We start from the raw sequence: 17,788 nt of genomic DNA, 5'->3' as shown, positions 1-17,788 counted from the left end.
CCCGCGGGGCGATGTGACTCAGCCGGCGGCTTCCTCGCGCAGGCGGAAGCGCTGCAGCTTGCCGGTTTCGGTGCGCGGCAGCGCGTCGCGGAACTCGACGATGCGCGGCGCCTTGAACGGCGCCAGCTGCTTCCTGACGTGCTCCTGCAGCTCCGCGGCGAGGGCGTCGCCGGCTTCGAGGCCGGGGCGGAGCACGATGCAGGCCTTGAGCGCCTGGCCGCGTTCGGCGTCGGGCACGCCGACCACGGCGCATTCGGCGACGGCCGGGTGGGAGAGCAGGACGTCCTCGATCTCGGGGGCGCCGATGTTGCAGCCGGCGGCGATGATGAGGTCGTCGGTTCGGGCGGCGAAATGGAAGTAGCCGTCGGCGTCGATCCAGTAGGCGTCGCCGGTGATGTTCCAGCCGCCCTGCACGTAGGCTTGCTGGCGCGGGTCGTCGAGATAGCGGCAGCCCGTCGGCCCCTTGACGGCGAGCCGCCCGACGACGCCGGGCGCCACGGGCCGGCCGGCGGCATCGAGCACGGCCGCCGCGTAGCCGGGCACGGGTTTGCCGGTGGCGCCGGGGCGCATCTCGCCGGCCCGCGCCGAGATGAAGATGTGCAGCAGTTCGGTCGAGCCGATGCCGTCGATCAGGCGGATGCCCGTGGCCTCCTGCCACTGCCGCCAGGTCGCCGCCGGCAGCGGCTCGCCGGCCGCGACGCAGCGGCGCAGGCTGGAGACGTCGCGGCCGGCGAGCAGCGGCAGCATCTGGCGGTAGAAGGTGGGGGTGGCGAACAGCGTGGTCGTGCGATGGCGCGCGATGGCCTCGAGCAGCAATGCGGGGGAAGGCTGCGGCAGCAGCAGGGCGCTGGCGCCGAGCGCGAGGGGAAAGAGCAGCAGGGCGCCGAGGCCGAAGGTGAAGGCCAGCGGCGCCGGGCCGCAGAACACGTCATCGGAGCCGGCTTCGAGGATGCTGCGCGGGAAGCAGGCGCAAACGGACATCACGTCGCGGTGGCTGTGCATGGCGCCCTTGGGCACGCCGGTGGTGCCCGAGGTGAAGGCGATCAGGGCGATGTCGTCGGCAGCGGTATCGACGGCATCGAAGCCGGCGGGCTTCGCGGCGCACCGTGCCGCCAGCGCCGAGTTTTCGCCGGCATCGTCGGCGAAGGTCAGCAGCGCGCGCAGCGACGGGCAGCGCGCGCGCGCCGCCTCGAGTTCGCCGAGCAGCGCCGTCTCGCAGAAGGCGTGGCTGACCTGCGCCTTGTCGATGATCTCGGCCAGTTCCCTGGCGCGCAGCAGCGGCATGCTGGTGACGGCGATGCAGCCGGCCTTCTGCACCGCGAGCCAGATCGCGGCCAGCGTCGGCGTGTTGCAGCCGCGCAGCAGGACGCGGTTGCCGGGCACGGCGCCCATGTCCTCGACGAGCACGCGGGCGATGCGGTCGACCCGCTCGCGCAACTCGACGTAGCTCAGGCTGGCCGTCGGCGACGACAGCGCGGGTCGTTCGCCCCAGCCGCGCTCATCGACGGCGCGGTCGAGCAGCTCGACGGCGCAGTTCAGGCGCTCCGGAAACCGCAGCTGCGGCAGCGCGTAGACGAAGTCGGGCCATGCCTCGCGTCGCGGCGCGCGATCGCGGGCGAAGCCGTCGACGTGCGCCGATGCGCTCACTGCTGGCGCGTGAGTTGCTGCTTGAGCGCGGCGAGCAGCTCGTGGAGCTCGCCGCGCTGCTCCTCGCTGATGCCGCCGAACAACTCGGCGATCCACTGCCGGTGGGCGTCGGCCATCTTCTTGAAGGCGCGGCGGCCGTCGGGGGTGAGCTTGACGATGTAGGCGCGGCGGTCGGCCGGATTGTCCTCGCGCATTACCAGGCCCTCGGCCACCAGCTGGTCGGTGATGCCGGTGACGTTGCCGCCGGTGACCATCATGCGCTTGGACAGCTCGCCCATCTTGAGTCCGTCCGGCACGCGCTCGAGCTGGGCCATGAGATCGAAGCGCGGCAGGGTGATGTCGAACTGCCGGCGCAGGCGCGAGCGCACCTCGCCCTCGACCAGATTGGTGCAGGCCATCATGCGCAGCCAGAGGCGCAGCGCCAGGGTGTCGCTGGCGCTGGCGCGGGTCTCGGTGTCGCTGGCGCTGGCGTTGGGGGTTCGGGTCATGTGATTCTCCGGGCGGCTCAATATTCGAGGATGCAATTATCGCGCCGTCGCGGAAAAACTTCCCATCAGCTGCGGGTCGCGGCGACGCAGTTCCTCGAGGTCGAGGCGGCCGCTGCTGGTGAGCAGGGCGACGGCGAATGCGTCGGGCGCGAGATGGGCGTGGGCGGCGATGTCCTCGAACCACTCCATGCGGCGGAAGCCGGTTTCGAGTGCGCGCAGGGCCAGCGGTTCGCGTACCGCCTGGAAGCGCGCGAGCGCGCTGGCGAGGTCGCCGTTGTCCCGGCTGAGACAGCGCGCCAGTTCGATGGCGTCTTCCATGGCCAGGCGCGTGCCGGAGCCGATGGAGAAATGGGCGGTGTGGGCGGCATCGCCGATGAGCACGGTGTGGCCGTCCCACCAGCGGCGGCAGCGGATGCCGGCGAAGCGCTGCCAGCCGGAGGGATGGTCGAAGCGCTGGCTGTTGCCGATCAGCGGCTCGCCTTCGAGAACGTCGGCGAACAGCTGCTCGGCGTAAGCGAGCGATTCCTCGTAGCCCATGTCGGCGAGACCGGCCGCCTGCCACACCGTTTCCGGCGTCTCGACGATGCAGGACGAAGTGCGCTCGTCGTAGCGGTAGCCGTGCAGGTTGAACCAGCCGTGCGCGGTCTCGCGAAAGGCGAAGGTGAAGGCATCGAAGCGGCGCGTCGAACCGAGCCAAAGGTAGCGGTTGCGCGATTCGCGCACCACGGGCTCGAAACGCGCCTCGCGCGACCGGCGCACCGCGCTGCGGATGCCATCCGCGCCGACGACGAGATCGCGATCGTCCCAGGGCGAGGGGTCGGTGAATTCGCTGCCGTTGCTGACCTTGACGCCCAGCGCCTCGGCACGGGCCTGCAGGATGCGGATCAGGCTGGCGCGGGCGATGCCGGAGAAGCCGTGGCCGTGCGCGGTGATGCGCTCTCCCTTGAAGTGGATGTCGATGTCGCTCCAGTGGCGGAAGTTGCGGGTGATCTCGGCGTGGGACGGCGGGTCGGCCTGGCGCAGGGTTTCCAGCGCCCGGTCGGAAAAGACGATGCCCCGGCCGAAGCTGTCCTCGGGACGATGGCGCTCGACGACCTCGATCTCGCGCGTCGGGTCGGCGCGCTTGGCGAGGATGGCGAAGTAGAGGCCGGCGGGGCCGCCGCCGAGGCAGGCGATGCGCAAGTCAGGGGCTGTCGTGCTCGTGCCGGAACTTCGCCGCCGTGCGCACCTCCTCGGGTGCGCCGGGGTCGTCGCCGCGGCGGCGGAACAGCAGCCAGGCCAGCGCGCCGTTGATCAGCAAGAGCGTGACTTCGATATAGAGGACGGAGGTGATGATCTTCTGCGTGGAATGGTCGCCGAAGACGAAGTAAAAACCCTCGAAGGTCGGTATCACGGCCCTGGTGATGGCACGGTAGTTCTCGAACGGGGGAAACAGCAGGGCCAGCACGAGGTTGATCCCGACCAGCAAGAGCACGCCACGCTGCAGGCGGTTCATGCCGGCGTCGCTGCGCGCGGGATCGGGGTCGCGTAGCAGCAGCCAGGCGATGGCGGCGTTGATGAGCACGACGAGGATCTCGAGCGTGAGGAAGTCGCGGTTGACGACCCGGTTCGGCAGGCTGGCGAACGCCCAGTAGAAGCCGTCGAAGGTGCCGACGCCGCCGTGCTGCAGCGAGAGGTAGTCGTGTGGCGGGAACAGCAGCATCAATGCCACGTTGAGCGCGGCGATGGCCAGCGCGACGGCTTGGGACCGGTTCATGTGGAGGTAGCGTAGCCGACTGTCGGGACGAGAGCAAGCGTGGGCGATTGACTGCTAAACTCGCCCGATATTGCCATGACCATGGGACGATCATGAACAAGAAGCTGCTGCTTGCGGTGCTGGGCCTCTGGTTGCCGGCCGCTCAGGCCCAGGAAATAACGCTGCGTCACGAACTCGCCGGACAGCAGCTCGCTGCCCTGGCCAACCTGGTGGTGCGCTTCAACGGCGAGCAGAAGGGCAAGTCGAAGGTCGTGCTGCAGGACCTGAAAGGCCTGCAGGGCAGTGCCGAGCTGAATCAGCCGCCGCATCTCGCGCTGCTCGATCCCATCGACAACAAGCGCTTCTTCGGCACCAGCCCGCGCTTCCTGCCGCTGCATCAGGTCATGGCGGCCTCGAAGCTGCCGTTCGAGGCCAAGCTGTTCTTCCCCCAGATGGCCGGTGCCGTCGACGATCTCAAGGGCAAGATACAGGCCCTGCCGCTGGCGCACGCGCTGCCGGTGCTTTACTACAATCGCGACGCCTTCGTCCGCGCCGGCCTCGACCCGGACAATCCGCCCAAGACCTGGTGGGAAGTGCAGACCGCCGCCGGCAAGCTGTTCGACGCCGGCTTCAAGTGCCCCCTGACTTCATCGCAGTTCGCCTGGGTGCATGTGGATAACATGTCCTCGCAGCACGGTGAGCCGGTGCTCGCGCGCGACGGCAAGACCGACAAGGTCGCGCTCAACACCATGGTCCATGTCAAGCACATCGCCCTGCTCGCCAGTTGGCAGAAGAGTTTCTACTTCCATTACTTCGGCCCGGGCCGGGAGGGCGACGCCAAGTTCATGTCGGGCGAGTGCTCGATGCTGACCGGCGAGTCGCCGCTTTATGCCGAACTGAAGAAGTCGAGTGGCTTTCGTTTCGGCGTCGCCGAACTGCCGCATTACGATGACGTGCGCGGGGCGCGCCCGGCCGATGTGCTGCCCGATGGCGCGGCGCTGTGGGCGCTGCCGGGCAAGCACAAGGACGAGTATGCCGTCGTCGCGCATTTCGTCGAATTCCTGCTGAAGCCCGAAACCCAGCGCGAGTGGGTCCAGGCGACGGGCTTCCTGCCGATGACGCCGGCGGCCGTGGACGCCCTCAAGGCCTCCGGGGCGCCGCCGGCACTGCTCGAACGCGTCGCCAAGCGTCTGTCGGTGGTGCCGTCGGCGAGCGAGCGCACCAAGTACGGCAGCGGCCGCAGCCGCATCCGCGGCATCCTCAACGAGGAGATCGAGTTCGTCTGGGGCAACAAGAAGCCCGCCAAGGAGGCGCTCGACACGGCGATGCAGCGTGCCAATGCCGAGGTGGAATTGCCGGCGGCGCCCCCGGCGGTGGCCAAGAAGAAGTAGCGGCCGCGCATTTCCCGGCCGAAACGAACGCTTACATTTCGCGGGTGACTTTTTGCCGTGCTGGCGCGTTACGTCTGCCATGGGAACCTCCCATGCCACTCACCAGGAGAAGCCACGATGAAAATCCGGATCACTCTCGCCACCCTGCTCGCCGCGCTCGCGGTGCCGGTACTCGCCCAGACCGCCACGCCCGGCGTCGACCAGCGCCAGGCGAACCAGCAGCAGCGCATCGACCAGGGCGTGACCTCGGGCCAGTTGACGACGAAAGAGGCCGCCAGGCTCGACAAGGGCCAGCAGAAGGTCCAGCGGCAGGAAGACAAGGCCAAGGCCGACGGCAAGGTCACCGCGAAGGAACGCGAGCATCTGCAGAAGGCGCAGGACAAGCAGAGCGAGAAGATCTACAAGGAGAAGCATGATCGCCAGCGCGACATGGACCATGACGGCAAGAAAGACAAGCAGGGCAAGGGCAACAACAAGCACTAAGCCTGGAAAGGCTGTTCGGAAAGGGCCCGCCATGGCGGGCCTTTTTGCTTCTTGCGCCGCGACAATCGCGTAAAATCAGCGCCTTGCCGAATATTGACTCGCCGCCATGAAAAGCTCCGAAATCCGCCAGAAATTCCTCGACTTCTTCGCCTCGAAGGGGCACCAGATCGTCGCCTCCAGTTCGCTGGTGCCGCACGAGGACCCGACGCTGCTGTTCACCAACGCCGGCATGAACCAGTTCAAGGATGTCTTCCTCGGCTTCGACAAGCGGCCCTACAACCGCGCGACGACCTCGCAGAAATGCGTGCGCGCCGGCGGCAAGCACAACGACCTCGAGAACGTCGGCTACACGGCGCGGCACCACACCTTCTTCGAGATGCTGGGCAACTTCAGCTTCGGCGACTACTTCAAGCGCGACGCCATCAAGTACGCCTGGGAGCTACTGACGGATGTCTACAAGCTGCCCAAGGACAAGCTCTGGGTCACGGTCTATGCCGAGGACGACGAGGCCTACGACATCTGGACGAAGGAGATCGGCGTGCCCGCCGAGCGCGTGATCCGCATCGGCGACAACAAGGGTGCGCGCTACGCTTCCGACAACTTCTGGATGATGGGCGACACCGGCCCCTGCGGCCCCTGCACCGAGATCTTCTACGACCACGGCGAGCACATCTGGGGCGGCCCCCCGGGCAGCGAGGACGAGGACGGCGACCGCTACATCGAGATCTGGAACAACGTCTTCATGCAGTTCAACCGCGACGAGGCGGGCGTGATGCATCCGCTGCCCAAGCCCTCGGTCGATACCGGCATGGGCTTGGAGCGTGTCTCCGCGGTATTGCAGGGCGTGCACGCGAACTACGAGATCGACCTGTTCCAGGCGCTGATCAAGGCCGCCGCGCGCGAGACTTCCGACAAGGACATGGACAGCCCCTCGCTCAAGGTGCTCGCCGACCACATCCGCGCCTGCGCCTTCCTGCTCGCCGACGGCGTGATCCCGGGCAACGTCGGCCGCGGCTTCGTCCTGCGCCGCATCATCCGCCGCGCCATCCGCCACGGCTGGAAGCTCGGCGCGCGCGAGGCCTTCTTCCACAAGTTGGTGCCCGACCTCGTCGCCGAGATGGGCGCGGCCTATCCGGAACTGGCCAGCGGCGAGAAGCGCGTGATGGACATCCTCAGGCAGGAGGAGGACCGCTTCTTCGCCACCATCGAGAACGGCATGGCCATCGTCGAGGCCGAGCTCACCGCGATGGACCGGGTCGGCAAGACGGTGTTCGACGGCGCCACGGCCTTCAAGCTGCATGACACCTACGGCTTCCCGCTCGACCTCACCGCCGACATCTGCCGCGAGCGAAACGTGACCGTCGACGCGGCCGCTTTCGACGCCGCGATGGCGCAGCAGAAGGAGCAGGCGCGTGCGGCGGGCAAGTTCAAGATGGCCGCCAACCTCGACTACGCCGGCGCGGCGACCACCTTCCACGGCTACGACGCGCTGGAATCCAAGGCGACGGTCCTCGCGCTGTACAAGGACGGCGCGCCGGTCAATGAACTCAGGGAAGGCGAGATGGGCGTGGCGGTGCTCGACCACACGCCGTTCTACGCCGAGTCCGGCGGCCAGGTCGGCGATCGCGGCGAGTTGCGCGGCGCATCCGGCATCCTCGCCGTCGAGGACACGCAGAAGATCCAGGCCAGCGTCTTCGGCCACCACGGCGTGCTGACCACCGGCTCGCTGAAAGTCGGCGACGGCGTGACGGCGAAGGTCGACGCGCAGGCGCGCGCGCGCACCGTGCGCAACCACTCCGCCACCCACCTGATGCACAAGGCGCTGCGCGAGGTGCTCGGCCCCCACGTGCAGCAGAAGGGTTCGCAGGTCGACCCCGACAAGACGCGCTTCGACTTCTCCCACACCCAGCCGATGACGAACGACGAGATCCGCCGCGTCGAGCGCCTGGTCAATGCCGAGATCCTCGCCAACGCGGCCACCCAGGCCCGCGTCATGAAGCTCGACGACGCGCAGAAGACCGGCGCGATGATGCTGTTCGGCGAGAAGTACGGCGAGGAGGTGCGCGTGCTCGACATCGGCTCGTCATGCGAACTCTGCGGCGGCACCCATGTGAACCGCACCGGCGACATCGGCTTCTTCACCATCGTCGCCGAGGGCGGCGTCGCCGCCGGCGTGCGCCGCGTCGAGGCGCTGACCGGCGACAACGCGCTGGCCTACGTGCAGAACATGGAGACGACGCTGGGCGGCGTGGCCGGCACGCTCAAGGTCGTGCGTGGCGAGGTGCATGGCCGCGTCACCGCGCTGCTCGACCAGGTGCGCCGCCTCGAGCGCGACATGGCCGCGCTCAAGGGCAAGCTGGCCTCGGCCCAGGGCGACGACCTCGTCAACAGCGCCGTCGACATCAAGGGCATCAAGGTGCTTGCGGCACAGCTCGAAGGCGCCGACGTCACGGCGCTGCGCGAGACCATGGACAAGCTCAGGGACAAGCTCAAGAGCGCCGCGATCGTATTGTCGTCGGTTGCCGACGGCAAGGTCACGCTGATCGCCGGCGTCACCGCCGACCTGACCTCGAAGGTCAAGGCCGGCGAGCTCGTCAATGTCGTCGCCCAGCAGGTCGGCGGCAAGGGCGGCGGCCGGCCCGACATGGCGCAGGCCGGCGGCACCCAGCCGGAGAATCTGGCCGCGGCGCTGGCGTCGGTGCAGGGCTGGGTCGAAGCCAAGCTTTAAGAAACGTCGGCGCTGGCGACACGGCGATGGGGCGTTGCGCGCCTCGCGCCGCTAGCGTCTGCCGGGGGCGAGTCCCCGCCTCATGAGCTCGCGCCCTGCGCCTGCGCCGCAGGGTTCCCTTGCGTCGCGCGCCGAAAAGGCCGGCCGCGAAACTCGCGGCTGCGCCGCTCAGACATCGCGACCGGAAACCTCCTGTTCGCCTCGCGCCGCTGCGGCGCTCCCTGAATCGGCGGAAGCGCGCCGCCGCCGGGCGCTACAGACACCCTGCCGCTTGCCCCGATGCCGAATAAGTACTCTAATGCCGGGCAGATTGCCACGCCGCGGGCATTCCGCCGCCCGCTTCGACGGAGCTAGCCGATGCACATTCCGCAAAAGTCTTTAGGTTCTACGAATTCCGGCCATGTCCGTTTTTTCAAAGCCCTTGCGCCGGATTTCTGCAAATTTGTACAGCCTTTCGTCGGAACGCTTTCCGACGTTTTAGGCTTACTACATCAGGTTATGCGGCATTCCACCCGAGCGCTGTAATGAATGGCTGAGCTAAATACTATGCTTTCAACCTGGCAGCTTGTTCGCTGGCAATTTGTGGTAGCAACGTTTGTCGCACTTTCAATCTGTGCCCCTAATGGTTGCTACGCTGACTATTGGAACAACGTTACCCCCGACGATGCGGATTACCCACTCGAAAACAAGCGGCCAAACCATAACATGACGTTAACAATACTCGGCACGATTTCTCCGACACTGGACGTTCAGCTTGAGATGGTTTGGCGTGCTGAAGGAATTGACGGGTGCCGCTACACACTCAACAAGTTTGAGGGTGTTTATCCAGCTTTATCCATGAGAGAGTTACTACCATTCGTCAAAACCGGAGACAACTATGAAGCGACCGTGCAATTGGATAAATATGAACCTGGTAGGTGCCATTGGCATTTGTCAGAAATTTTGACTACTAGCAAGAATCAGCGAGGCGTTGATAACAAGCGAAATTCAACTTCTTTCTTTAATATCATCGATACAGGATGACGTTGGCAATGCGAAATACACTAATCAAGGCCGAATGGACTTATGGTGTGAGGAGCAGGCTGGGCATGGACTTTCCGGACAGCCCTACCTCGAATGCTGGGATCCAAACAAGGAACGGTTGAAATCTGTTCCTGTTGAGCAAAGGTGTACCGACTTTGCCTGCAAGTATCGGCGAACACTGTTTCCGGAAACAAGAAGAATTGAAGTTAACTTTCACGACTTGGACGCATGGATTAGAAACGGAACTCGCTACTAGTACTACAGGACTTATGTTCAGCCCTAATGGGCGCTTTTCTAGAAATCTCACCGACCGAGTCGAATCGTAAGCGAATAAATGCAATAAGGGGTCGAGTTCGAATTGAAATTGGCGCTGCAGGCGATTGGTAGCCAATCTTGCAAACAATAAACAGATTGTTTATATTACCGCTATGATTCGCGGCTTCGCCGACGCTGAGACTGAACGCCTGTTTACGACCGGAAAGTCCCGTCGTCTTCCGCCGGCAATCCTACGGCGGGCCATGATGCGGCTGACGCAACTGGATGCGGCGACAGCGGTCGAGGATTTGCGGATGCCTCCATCCAACCGGCTCGAGATGCTGTCGCGCGATCGGGCTGGGCAGTGGAGCATCCGGATCAACGAACAGTGGCGTTTGTGCTTCCGTTTCTCCGGCGGCGACGCCTACGACGTAGAAGTGGTCGATTATCACTGAGGAGTCGATGTCATGGCCAAGAACGGATTGCCTCCCATTCATCCCGGAGAGTTCCTGCGCGAAACGCTGGACGAACTCGGCCTGACTCAGGCGGCGTTTGCCGCAGTCATCGGAGTTTCGCCGATGCGGATTTCCCATGTGCTGAAGGGCGCTCGGCCGGTGACGGCCGAGTTGGCGCTGCTGTTCGGCCGCGCACTCGGGCAGTCGCCGCAATACTGGCTGAACCTGCAGACGACCTACGACTTAAAGAAAGCGGAGGCCAGCATGAAGCGGGCGCTGCGGGCGGTGCGGGAGGTCGTTCCCATCTGAGAGCGGCCTAGGCGGGCTGACAGGCGCCCGCCCGGTGCGTCAGTGCCCGCCGCTCTCGAAAGTCACCTTGAGGCCGGGCCAGACGCTTTCGAGCGCGGTCTTGAATTCACCCTGGATGCGCTTCAGCGCCTTGGCGTTGTCGGCCTCGAAGCGCAGCACGACGACGGGCGTGGTGTTGGAGGCGCGGGCGAGGCCGAAGCCGTCGGCATACTCGGCGCGCACGCCGTCGATGGTAATGAGCCGCTTCGCACCGGGGAACTTGCCCTGCTTCTGCAGTTTGGCGATCAGCGCGTGCGGCTCGCCCTCCTGCATCTTGAGGTTGAGTTCCGGCGTCGAAATGGCATTGGGCAGGTGCTTGAGCGGCCAGTTGGCGTCGGTCCAGCGCGAGACGATCTCGAGCAGGCGTGCGCCGGCGTAGGTGCCGTCGTCGAAGCCGAACCAGCGCTCCTTGAAGAACATGTGGCCGCTCATCTCGCCGGCGAGCGGCGCGCCGGTCTCCTTGAGCTTGGCCTTGATGAGGGCGTGGCCGGTGTTCCACATCAACGGCTTGCCGCCCTGGTATCTGATCGACTCGGCGACCCAGCGCGAGCACTTGACGTCGTAGATGATCGAAGCATTGGGATTGCGGCTCAGCACGTCGGCGGCGAAGAGCATCAATTGGCGGTCGGGATAGATGATCTCGCCGTCCTTGGTCACGACGCCGAGGCGGTCGCCGTCGCCGTCGAAGGCCAGGCCCAGTTCGGCGTCGGTTTTGCGCAGGACGCGCTGCACGTCGGCCAGGTTCTCCGGCTTCGAGGGATCGGGATGGTGGTTGGGAAAGGTGCCGTCGACCTTGCAGAACAGCTCGATCACTTCGCAGCCCATGCGGCGGAACAGCTCGGGCGCGATGTCGCCGGCGACGCCGTTGCCGCAGTCGACGACGATTTTCATCGGCCGCGAGAGCTTGACGTCCGCGACGATGCGGTCGAGGTAGGCCTGCCTGACGTCGACCTGGCGTACCGTGCCCAGGCCCTCGACGAAGTGGCGGTTGTCGATCATCTTGCGCAGCGCCTGGATCATCGAGCCGTAGAGCGTCTCGCCGCCGAGCACCATCTTGAAGCCGTTGTAGTCGGGCGGGTTGTGGCTGCCGGTGACCGAGACGCAGCTGCCGGTGCCGAGGTGATGGGCGGCGAAATAGGTGACCGGGGTCGACACGCGGCCGATGTCGATGACGTCGATGCCGGTCGAGGTGATGCCCGCGGCCAGCGCGGCGGAGAGTTCCGGGCCGGAGAGGCGGCCGTCGCGGCCGATGACGATGGAAACGAGGCCGCGCTCCTGCGCCTCGGTGCCGAGCGCCTGGCCGATGAGGCGGGCGGCCTCGGGCGTCAGCGTCCTGCCGACGATGCCGCGGATGTCGTAGGCCTTGAATATCTCGGGGGCGAGGCTGCTCATGTCTGTCTCCGGAGGAATTTTTTGGTTTGCGGAATTATCACACCAGGGTGATTGCCGCATCCGTGCAAACCGCACGGCTCAATGCAATGTCTTGCGCGGCGTCTCGGCACCGGTGTCGGGCGGCGTGAGCGAGGCATGGTGCAGCACCATGCGCCAACCCAGGGCGCCGCGCACATAGACGTTGGTGGCGACGAGCGGCGCGCGCACCGACTCGTCGTTACGCACCGAGATGTGTTCGATGACGGTGGTGGCCGCCGCCAGCGGTCCCTGCACGGTCGTCGGCTGCGACAGCCGCACCTGCAGGCGGGCGCCGCCGTCGAACATCCGGCGCCAGGCTTCGCGGATCGAGGCATAACCGACCAGGCGCGGTCCGCCCGGGTGGATGCAGACGATTTCCTCGTCCTCGGCCCAGACCGCCATCATCCCCTCGAGGTCGGCGCGCTCGAGGGCCTCGTAGAACGCGGCCTCGGCGTCCTGCGGCGTCGGGAAGATCGGCTTGTTCGGCATCTCAGTCGGCGCTTTCGGCCATCGTGGCGAATACCTTGTCCGGTGTCAGGTCCTCGAGGCAGCGCAGGTGGCCCAGGGGGCACTCGCGCTTGAAGCAGGGGCTGCATTCGAGATTCAGCGACAGGATTTTTGCGCGCGGCGACAGCGGCGGCGTGTAGCCGGGGCTGGACGAGCCGTAGAGCGCGACCAGCGGGCGGTCGAGCGCGGCGGCGACGTGCATCAGGCCGGAGTCGTTGCTGACCACCTGGCGCGCGCCGGCGATGAGGTCGATGGCCTGCTCGAGGTCGGTGCGGCCGCAGAGGTTGGTGGCGGCGCCGTCGGCCAGCCGTGCGATCTCCTCGCCGACCCCGCGGTCCCTGGCCGATCCGACGATCCAGACCGGTCCTTCGAGCATTCGGGAGAGCGCCGCGTAGTGCCGCACCGGCCAGCGCTTGGCCGGGCCGTACTCGGCGCCGGGACAGAAGACGACGGGGGCGACATCCTGCGGCAGGCCGAGTGCCGTGCGTGCCGCCCGCTGCTGCTCCGGGGTCGACGTCAGGTGCGGCAGCGGCGTTGCGCCGTCGAGCGGCCCGGCCAGCAGGCAATAGCGATCGACCAGTCGCGACACCGCAGCCTTGTCCAGGGGCGGGCACTCGTTGAGGAGGCCGTAGCGCGCTTCGCCGCGGAAGCCGATGCGTTGCGGAATGCCGGCGAAGTACGGCGCCAGCGCAGACTTCCAGGAATTCGGGAGGACGTAGGCCCGCGCAAAGCCGGCGCCGGCCTCGTTTCCCCTCAGTCGGCGGCCGAGGGCACGCCGACCCGCCCAGTCGAACGCACCGTGGGCGAAGGGGTTTTCGATGATGCCCGCGACCTCGGGCATGCGCACGAGCAGCGGCGCGCTCCAGGCGGGAGCGAGGACGTGGATCTCGGTGTCGGGGCGTTGCGCGCGCAGCCGCATCAGCAGCGGCTGCATCATGAGGCTGTCGCCGATCCAGGAAGGAGCGACGACGAGCACCCGGGCCACGCGGGGCACCCGGTTAATGATGCCCTTTGGGCTTCTCGCCGGTGAAGCGGTATTTCGTGCCGCAGTAGGGGCAAATGGCTTCATCGTGCTTGAGCACGTCGAGGAAGACGCGCGGGTGGCGCGACCACAGCGGCGCGTCGGGACGCGGGCAGTGCAGCGGCAGGTCGTGCGCGGTGACCGCGACTTCGCGGGCGGTGTCGTTGGCGGCGGCTGTCGTCATGAGACTCTCCTCAGACCGGCGTGAGCCAATTGGCGCGGGCCGGCACCTTGCCGTTGACCACGTCGAAGAACAGGCTCTGGATTTTGGTGGTGATCGGGCCGCGATGGCCTTCGCCGACGGTGCGGCCGTCGAGCTCGCGGATCGGCGTGACCTCGGCGGCGGTGCCGGTGAAGAAGGCCTCGTCGGCGATATAGACGTCGTCGCGGGTGAGGCGCTTGGACACGACCTTGTAGCCGAGCTCCTCGGCCAGCGCGATGATGGTGGCGCGGGTGATGCCGATCAGCGCCGAGGCGATCTCGGGCTCGTAGATCACGCCGTCCTTGACGATGAACAGGTTTTCGCCGGCGCCCTCGGCGACGAAGCCGTCGACGTCGAGCAGCAGCGCCTCGTCGTAGCCGTGCTCGGTGGCTTCCATGTTGGCCAGTATCGAGTTGGCGTAGGTGGCGGCGAACTTGGCGCGAGCCATGGTCACGTTCACGTGGTGGCGGGCGAAGGAGGAGGTCTTGACGCGGATGCCCTTCTCCATGCCTTCCTCGCCGAGGTAGGCGCCCCAGGGCCAGGCCGCGATGGCCACATGCGTCTTGGCGCCCTTGGGCGAGACGCCCATCTTCTCCGAGCCGTAGAAGGCGATCGGGCGGATATAGGCCGATTCCAGCTTGTTGGCGCGCACGACTTCCTTCTGCGCCTCCATCAGCGTCTGCTTGTCCCAGGGCATGGGCATGCGGTAGATGTGGGCCGAATTGAACAGGCGGTCGGTGTGTTCCTTGAGCTTGAAGATGGCGGTGCCGTTGACGGTCTTGTAGGCGCGCACGCCCTCGAACACGGCGAGGCCGTAGTGCAGCGAGTGCGTCAGCACGTGGGTGGTGGCTTCGCGCCAGGGCACGAGCTGGCCGTCCTGCCAGATGAAGCCGTCGCGATCGGACATCGACATGGTGAATCTCCGAGCAATGAATGGTGCAAAGCGCAAATTCTAGCCGAAGCGGCCTTTGGGCGAGGCTAAAATCGCCCCATGAGCCCCGCTATCTGGAAACCCAACGTCACCGTGGCTGCGCTGATCGAGCGCGACGGCCGCTTCCTGCTGGTCGAGGAGGAGACCGACGAAGGCCTGCGCTTCAACCAGCCGGCGGGCCACCTCGACGAAGGCGAGTCGCTGGTCGCCGCCTGCATGCGCGAGGCGCTGGAGGAGACGTCCTGGCACGTCAGGCCGACGGCGCTGGTCGGCGTCTACCAGTGGCCGCGGCCACAGCGCGACATCACCTACCTGCGCTTCGCCTTCGCCTGCGAGCCGGTGGCCGAGCAGGACGGCCTCGCCCTCGACGCCGGCATCGTCCGCGCCGTCTGGCTCGCCCCGGAGGAGATCAAGGCCGGTCGCGACCGCCACCGCAGCCCGCTGGTATGGCAGTGCGTGCAGGACTATCTGTCGGGTCGGCGCTTTCCGCTCGACCTGATCCGCCACCACGACTAGGCGATGCGATGGCTGCCGTTCGCATTGCTGCTGCTGGCGGCCGCCGCCCGGGCCGACCAGACGGTCGATGTCTGCTTCAACTACGGCTGCGCCGCGGAGGAGGCCGTACATTTCAGCGAGGCGCGCCTGGCCTGGGTGAAGGCGATGTTGCTGTCGGCCAATTCCTCGGAGCGGGAGCGCACCCTGCTGGCGCTGGTCGTCGGCCAGCTCTACGGTTGGGCGGCGGAGCAGACGCCGGTCGGCAACGATCGGGCCGGCAACTTCGCCGACGGCGGCATGCCGGGGCAGATGGACTGCATCGACCACTCGACCACCACGACGCGCTTCCTGCGCATGATCGAGGGGCGCGGCTGGTTGCGCTTCCATCGCGTGCTCGATCCGGTGCGCCGCTCCCTGCTGGTATCGCAGCATTTCAGCGCGGCGATCGAGGATCTGGGCGACGGCATCAGCGTGATCCGCACCGACGCGCGTTCGCGCACCTGGGCGGTCGACAGCTGGTACGCCGACAACGGCAAGCCGGCGTGGATCGCGCCGTTCGACAAATGGAAAAGAGACGATGGACCGGACATCTAAAGTGATCGTGGGCATGTCGGGCGGCGTTGACTCCTCCGTCGCCGCGCTGCTGCTGAAGCGCGCCGGCTACGAGGTGGTCGGCCTGTTCATGAAGAACTGGGAGGACGACGACACCGAGGAATACTGCTCCTCGCGCCAGGACCTGATCGACGCCGCCGCCGCCGCCGACGTGATCGGCATCGACCTCGAGGTGGTGAATTTCTCGGCCGAGTACAAGGACCGCGTCTTCGCCGATTTCCTCTCCGAGTACCAGGCCGGGCGCACGCCCAACCCCGACGTGCTGTGCAATTCCGAGATCAAGTTCAAGGCCTTCCTCGACCACGCGCTGCGCCTCGGGGCCGACAAGATCGCCACCGGCCACTACGCCCAGGTGCGCGAATTCCTCGGCGAGTTCCAACTGATGAAGGCCGAGGACGGCACCAAGGACCAGAGCTATTTCCTCTACCGCCTCAACCAGGCGCAGTTGTCGAAGACGCTGTTCCCCGTCGGCCACCTCTACAAACGCGACGTGAGGAAGATCGCCGCGGAGGCCGGCCTGTCCAACCACGCCAAGAAGGATTCGACCGGCATCTGCTTCATCGGCGAGCGGCCCTTCCGCGAATTCCTCGCGCGCTACCTGCCCAGGCAGCCGGGCGAGATCCGCCGCCTCGACGACGAGCGCGTCATTGGCAAACACGAGGGCCTGATGTACTACACCCTGGGGCAGCGCGAGGGCCTCGGCATCGGCGGCGTGAAAGGCGCGCCCGAGGAACCGTGGTTCGTGTGCGCCAAGGACATGGCGAAAAACGTGCTCTACGTCGTGCAGGGCCACGACCACCCCGCGCTGCTGCGCGACCGGCTCACCGCCGCGAATCTCTCCTGGGTCTCGGGCAAGCAGCCGCATACCCACTGGGTCTATGCGGCCAAGACGCGCTACCGCCAGCCCGACGCGGCCTGCGAGGTCGAGCGCATCGATGCGAACGAATGCGAAGTCGCCTTCGCCGCGCCGCAATGGGCGGTGACGCCGGGGCAGTCGGTGGTCTTGTACGAATCGCTCGTCTGCCTTGGCGGCGGGATCATTGTCTGACAATATTGGCCCCCCACGCTCGCAGAAGCGGCTCGCTGCCCCCCACGGGGGGGGGCGCCGCCCTTGGGACGGCCCGGCGGGCGGCGGCGTTTCGCCGCGCGCGATCCGACTCACCGCCTGGACCGTTGCGCTCGCGGCCGCCGGTTATCTCGGCCTGTCGCTGTGGGCCGGGTGGCGCGAAGTCGCGGCCGCCTTCGCCCGCGTCGGCATTCCCGTCATGGCCGGCATCCTCGCGCTGTCCCTGCTCAACTACCTGTTGCGCTTCGCGCGCTGGCAGCACTACCTGACCCTGCTCGGACATCCCGTGCCGTGGCTGCCGTCGGGGCGCATCTACTTCGCCGGCTTCGCGCTGACCACGACGCCCGGCAAGCTGGGCGAGCTGCTGCGCGGCGTGATGCTCAAGCCCTTCGGCGTGCCGCTGATCGAGAGCACCGCTGCCTTCCTGTCCGAGCGCACGGCCGACCTGCTGACCATCCTGCTGCTGACGAGTTCGGTGTTCTGGCTCTACCCGATGGGCGCGCCGCTGGTCGCGGGCGTCATGATCTTCGCGCTCGCGGCCATCGTCGCGCTGCAGTTTCCGGCGTGGATCCATGCGCTCGACGCCTGGGCTGCCGGCAGGGAGGCGCGCTGGAGCAATGCGCTGGCCCACCTCTGCGACATCGTGCTCGGCGTGCGGACCTGCTTTCGTTGGACCACGCTCACCTGGGCGCTGCTGGTGGGCATCGTCGCCTGGGGCGCGGAGGCCGTGGCCTTCCACTGGCTGCTCGCCGCGCTTGGCCACCCGCTGCCCCTGCCGATGTCGGTGTTCATCTACGCCTTCGCCATGCTGGTCGGCAGCGTCGCCTTCCTGCCCGGCGGCCTCGGCGGCAGCGAGGCGACGATGGTGGCGCTGCTCATCCTGAACGGCCTGCCCGAACCGGTCGCGGTCTCGGCGACCCTGATCTGCCGGCTGGCGACGCTGTGGTTCGCGGTGGCCCTCGGCGCCATGGCGCTGGCGAGGAGCCGTTAG

19 protein-coding genes are annotated in these 17,788 nt (G+C 66.8%); 10 read left to right on the top strand and 9 right to left on the bottom strand.

What is annotated here, in order from left to right; genetic code table 11:
* Positions 1-18: 18 nt before the first annotated feature.
* Genes EJE94_RS00530 through EJE94_RS00515 form a run of 4 tightly spaced genes read right to left on the bottom strand, consistent with a single transcriptional unit; the run spans position 19 to position 3,891 of the window.
* Positions 19-1,647: a benzoate-CoA ligase family protein gene (locus tag EJE94_RS00530; protein WP_121239550.1), complete on the bottom strand. Its 1,629-nt coding sequence runs from the start codon at positions 1,645-1,647 to the stop codon at positions 19-21.
* The gene (locus EJE94_RS00525; RefSeq protein ID WP_121239549.1) at positions 1,644-2,135 is read right to left on the bottom strand and encodes a MarR family winged helix-turn-helix transcriptional regulator; all 492 of its coding nucleotides are present in this window, start codon (positions 2,133-2,135) and stop codon (positions 1,644-1,646) included. Before EJE94_RS00525 ends, EJE94_RS00530 begins: the two co-directional genes overlap by 4 nt.
* 36 nt (positions 2,136-2,171) lie before the next feature.
* Positions 2,172-3,317 (bottom strand): FAD-dependent monooxygenase, encoded by a 1,146-nt coding sequence (locus EJE94_RS00520; RefSeq protein WP_121239548.1) that lies wholly within the window; start codon positions 3,315-3,317, stop codon positions 2,172-2,174.
* Position 3,318: 1 nt separating this feature from the next.
* Entirely contained in the window at positions 3,319-3,891 is a 573-nt protein-coding gene (locus tag EJE94_RS00515; protein ID WP_121239547.1) for a hypothetical protein, read from the bottom strand.
* Positions 3,892-3,983: 92 nt separating this feature from the next.
* Here EJE94_RS00515 and EJE94_RS00510 point away from each other — a divergent pair, with 92 nt between their 5' ends.
* The 6 genes from EJE94_RS00510 to EJE94_RS00485 all read left to right on the top strand — a co-directional run bounded on the left by EJE94_RS00510 (position 3,984) and on the right by EJE94_RS00485 (position 10,514).
* Complete coding sequence (locus EJE94_RS00510) at positions 3,984-5,261, top strand: extracellular solute-binding protein (protein WP_121239546.1); 1,278 nt, start codon at positions 3,984-3,986, stop codon at positions 5,259-5,261.
* A gap of 117 nt (positions 5,262-5,378) precedes the next feature.
* Positions 5,379-5,744 (top strand): hypothetical protein, encoded by a 366-nt coding sequence (locus EJE94_RS00505; RefSeq protein WP_121239545.1) that lies wholly within the window; start codon positions 5,379-5,381, stop codon positions 5,742-5,744.
* Positions 5,745-5,850: 106 nt separating this feature from the next.
* Entirely contained in the window at positions 5,851-8,472 is a 2,622-nt protein-coding gene (gene alaS / locus EJE94_RS00500; protein ID WP_121239544.1) for an alanine--tRNA ligase, read from the top strand.
* Between the two features lie 528 nt (positions 8,473-9,000).
* Positions 9,001-9,495 (top strand): hypothetical protein, encoded by a 495-nt coding sequence (locus EJE94_RS00495; protein WP_124962368.1) that lies wholly within the window; start codon positions 9,001-9,003, stop codon positions 9,493-9,495.
* Positions 9,496-9,923: 428 nt separating this feature from the next.
* A complete protein-coding gene (locus EJE94_RS00490) occupies positions 9,924-10,205 on the top strand; it encodes a type II toxin-antitoxin system RelE/ParE family toxin (RefSeq protein ID WP_121239543.1) in 282 nt (93 codons plus the stop codon).
* A gap of 12 nt (positions 10,206-10,217) precedes the next feature.
* Positions 10,218-10,514, top strand: a complete 297-nt coding sequence (locus EJE94_RS00485; RefSeq protein WP_121239542.1) for a HigA family addiction module antitoxin — start codon at positions 10,218-10,220, stop codon at positions 10,512-10,514.
* A 39-nt stretch (positions 10,515-10,553) separates the two neighbouring features.
* Here EJE94_RS00485 and EJE94_RS00480 read toward each other — a convergent pair whose 3' ends face one another.
* From EJE94_RS00480 to EJE94_RS00460, 5 genes are all read right to left on the bottom strand, one after another.
* Positions 10,554-11,945, bottom strand: coding sequence for a phosphomannomutase/phosphoglucomutase (locus EJE94_RS00480; RefSeq protein WP_121239541.1), 1,392 nt, complete (start codon positions 11,943-11,945; stop codon positions 10,554-10,556).
* 78 nt (positions 11,946-12,023) lie between these two features.
* Positions 12,024-12,452, bottom strand: coding sequence for a YybH family protein (locus tag EJE94_RS00475; RefSeq protein ID WP_121239540.1), 429 nt, complete (start codon positions 12,450-12,452; stop codon positions 12,024-12,026).
* 1 nt (position 12,453) lies between these two features.
* The gene (gene waaF, locus EJE94_RS00470) at positions 12,454-13,455 is read right to left on the bottom strand and encodes a lipopolysaccharide heptosyltransferase II (RefSeq protein ID WP_207855613.1); all 1,002 of its coding nucleotides are present in this window, start codon (positions 13,453-13,455) and stop codon (positions 12,454-12,456) included.
* A 13-nt stretch (positions 13,456-13,468) separates the two neighbouring features.
* A complete protein-coding gene (locus EJE94_RS00465; protein ID WP_121239538.1) occupies positions 13,469-13,675 on the bottom strand; it encodes a zinc-finger domain-containing protein in 207 nt (68 codons plus the stop codon).
* Between the two features lie 10 nt (positions 13,676-13,685).
* Entirely contained in the window at positions 13,686-14,606 is a 921-nt protein-coding gene (locus EJE94_RS00460) for a branched-chain amino acid transaminase (RefSeq protein ID WP_121239537.1), read from the bottom strand.
* A gap of 78 nt (positions 14,607-14,684) precedes the next feature.
* On the opposite strand from EJE94_RS00460, the gene EJE94_RS00455 reads away from it, so the two are divergent.
* From EJE94_RS00455 to EJE94_RS00440, 4 genes are read left to right on the top strand one after another with little or no spacing between them, the layout of a single operon-like run.
* Complete coding sequence (locus tag EJE94_RS00455; protein WP_121239536.1) at positions 14,685-15,140, top strand: NUDIX hydrolase; 456 nt, start codon at positions 14,685-14,687, stop codon at positions 15,138-15,140.
* Positions 15,141-15,143: 3 nt separating this feature from the next.
* A complete protein-coding gene (locus tag EJE94_RS00450; protein ID WP_121239535.1) occupies positions 15,144-15,713 on the top strand; it encodes a hypothetical protein in 570 nt (189 codons plus the stop codon).
* Positions 15,697-16,779 carry a tRNA 2-thiouridine(34) synthase MnmA gene (mnmA, locus tag EJE94_RS00445; RefSeq protein ID WP_121239534.1) on the top strand — a complete coding sequence of 361 codons (1,083 nt, stop codon included), beginning with the start codon at positions 15,697-15,699 and terminating at the stop codon, positions 16,777-16,779. Before EJE94_RS00450 ends, mnmA begins: the two co-directional genes overlap by 17 nt.
* Positions 16,772-17,788 carry a lysylphosphatidylglycerol synthase transmembrane domain-containing protein gene (locus EJE94_RS00440; protein WP_243642481.1) on the top strand — a complete coding sequence of 339 codons (1,017 nt, stop codon included), beginning with the start codon at positions 16,772-16,774 and terminating at the stop codon, positions 17,786-17,788. The genes mnmA and EJE94_RS00440 overlap by 8 nt, the downstream gene beginning before the upstream one ends.

Source organism: Sulfurisoma sediminicola, from assembly GCF_003865015.1.
Classification (GTDB): domain Bacteria; phylum Pseudomonadota; class Gammaproteobacteria; order Burkholderiales; family Rhodocyclaceae; genus Sulfurisoma; species Sulfurisoma sediminicola.
The sequence above is the reverse complement of the archived record's forward strand: the minus strand, read 5'-3'. Positions and strand labels throughout refer to the sequence as shown.

Coding starts and splice junctions, on each gene's coding strand:
- EJE94_RS00485 (WP_121239542.1), top strand. CDS start 10,218: ATGGCCAAGAACGGATTGCCTCCCATTCATCCCGGAGAGTTCCTGCGC.
- EJE94_RS00450 (WP_121239535.1), top strand. CDS start 15,144: ATGCGATGGCTGCCGTTCGCATTGCTGCTGCTGGCGGCCGCCGCCCGG.
- EJE94_RS00480 (WP_121239541.1), bottom strand. CDS start 11,945: ATGAGCAGCCTCGCCCCCGAGATATTCAAGGCCTACGACATCCGCGGC.
- EJE94_RS00515 (WP_121239547.1), bottom strand. CDS start 3,891: ATGAACCGGTCCCAAGCCGTCGCGCTGGCCATCGCCGCGCTCAACGTG.
- EJE94_RS00475 (WP_121239540.1), bottom strand. CDS start 12,452: ATGCCGAACAAGCCGATCTTCCCGACGCCGCAGGACGCCGAGGCCGCG.
- EJE94_RS00505 (WP_121239545.1), top strand. CDS start 5,379: ATGAAAATCCGGATCACTCTCGCCACCCTGCTCGCCGCGCTCGCGGTG.
- alaS (WP_121239544.1), top strand. CDS start 5,851: ATGAAAAGCTCCGAAATCCGCCAGAAATTCCTCGACTTCTTCGCCTCG.
- EJE94_RS00460 (WP_121239537.1), bottom strand. CDS start 14,606: ATGTCGATGTCCGATCGCGACGGCTTCATCTGGCAGGACGGCCAGCTC.
- EJE94_RS00455 (WP_121239536.1), top strand. CDS start 14,685: ATGAGCCCCGCTATCTGGAAACCCAACGTCACCGTGGCTGCGCTGATC.
- EJE94_RS00490 (WP_121239543.1), top strand. CDS start 9,924: ATGATTCGCGGCTTCGCCGACGCTGAGACTGAACGCCTGTTTACGACC.
- EJE94_RS00525 (WP_121239549.1), bottom strand. CDS start 2,135: ATGACCCGAACCCCCAACGCCAGCGCCAGCGACACCGAGACCCGCGCC.
- EJE94_RS00495 (WP_124962368.1), top strand. CDS start 9,001: ATGGCTGAGCTAAATACTATGCTTTCAACCTGGCAGCTTGTTCGCTGG.
- EJE94_RS00465 (WP_121239538.1), bottom strand. CDS start 13,675: ATGACGACAGCCGCCGCCAACGACACCGCCCGCGAAGTCGCGGTCACC.
- EJE94_RS00510 (WP_121239546.1), top strand. CDS start 3,984: ATGAACAAGAAGCTGCTGCTTGCGGTGCTGGGCCTCTGGTTGCCGGCC.
- mnmA (WP_121239534.1), top strand. CDS start 15,697: ATGGACCGGACATCTAAAGTGATCGTGGGCATGTCGGGCGGCGTTGAC.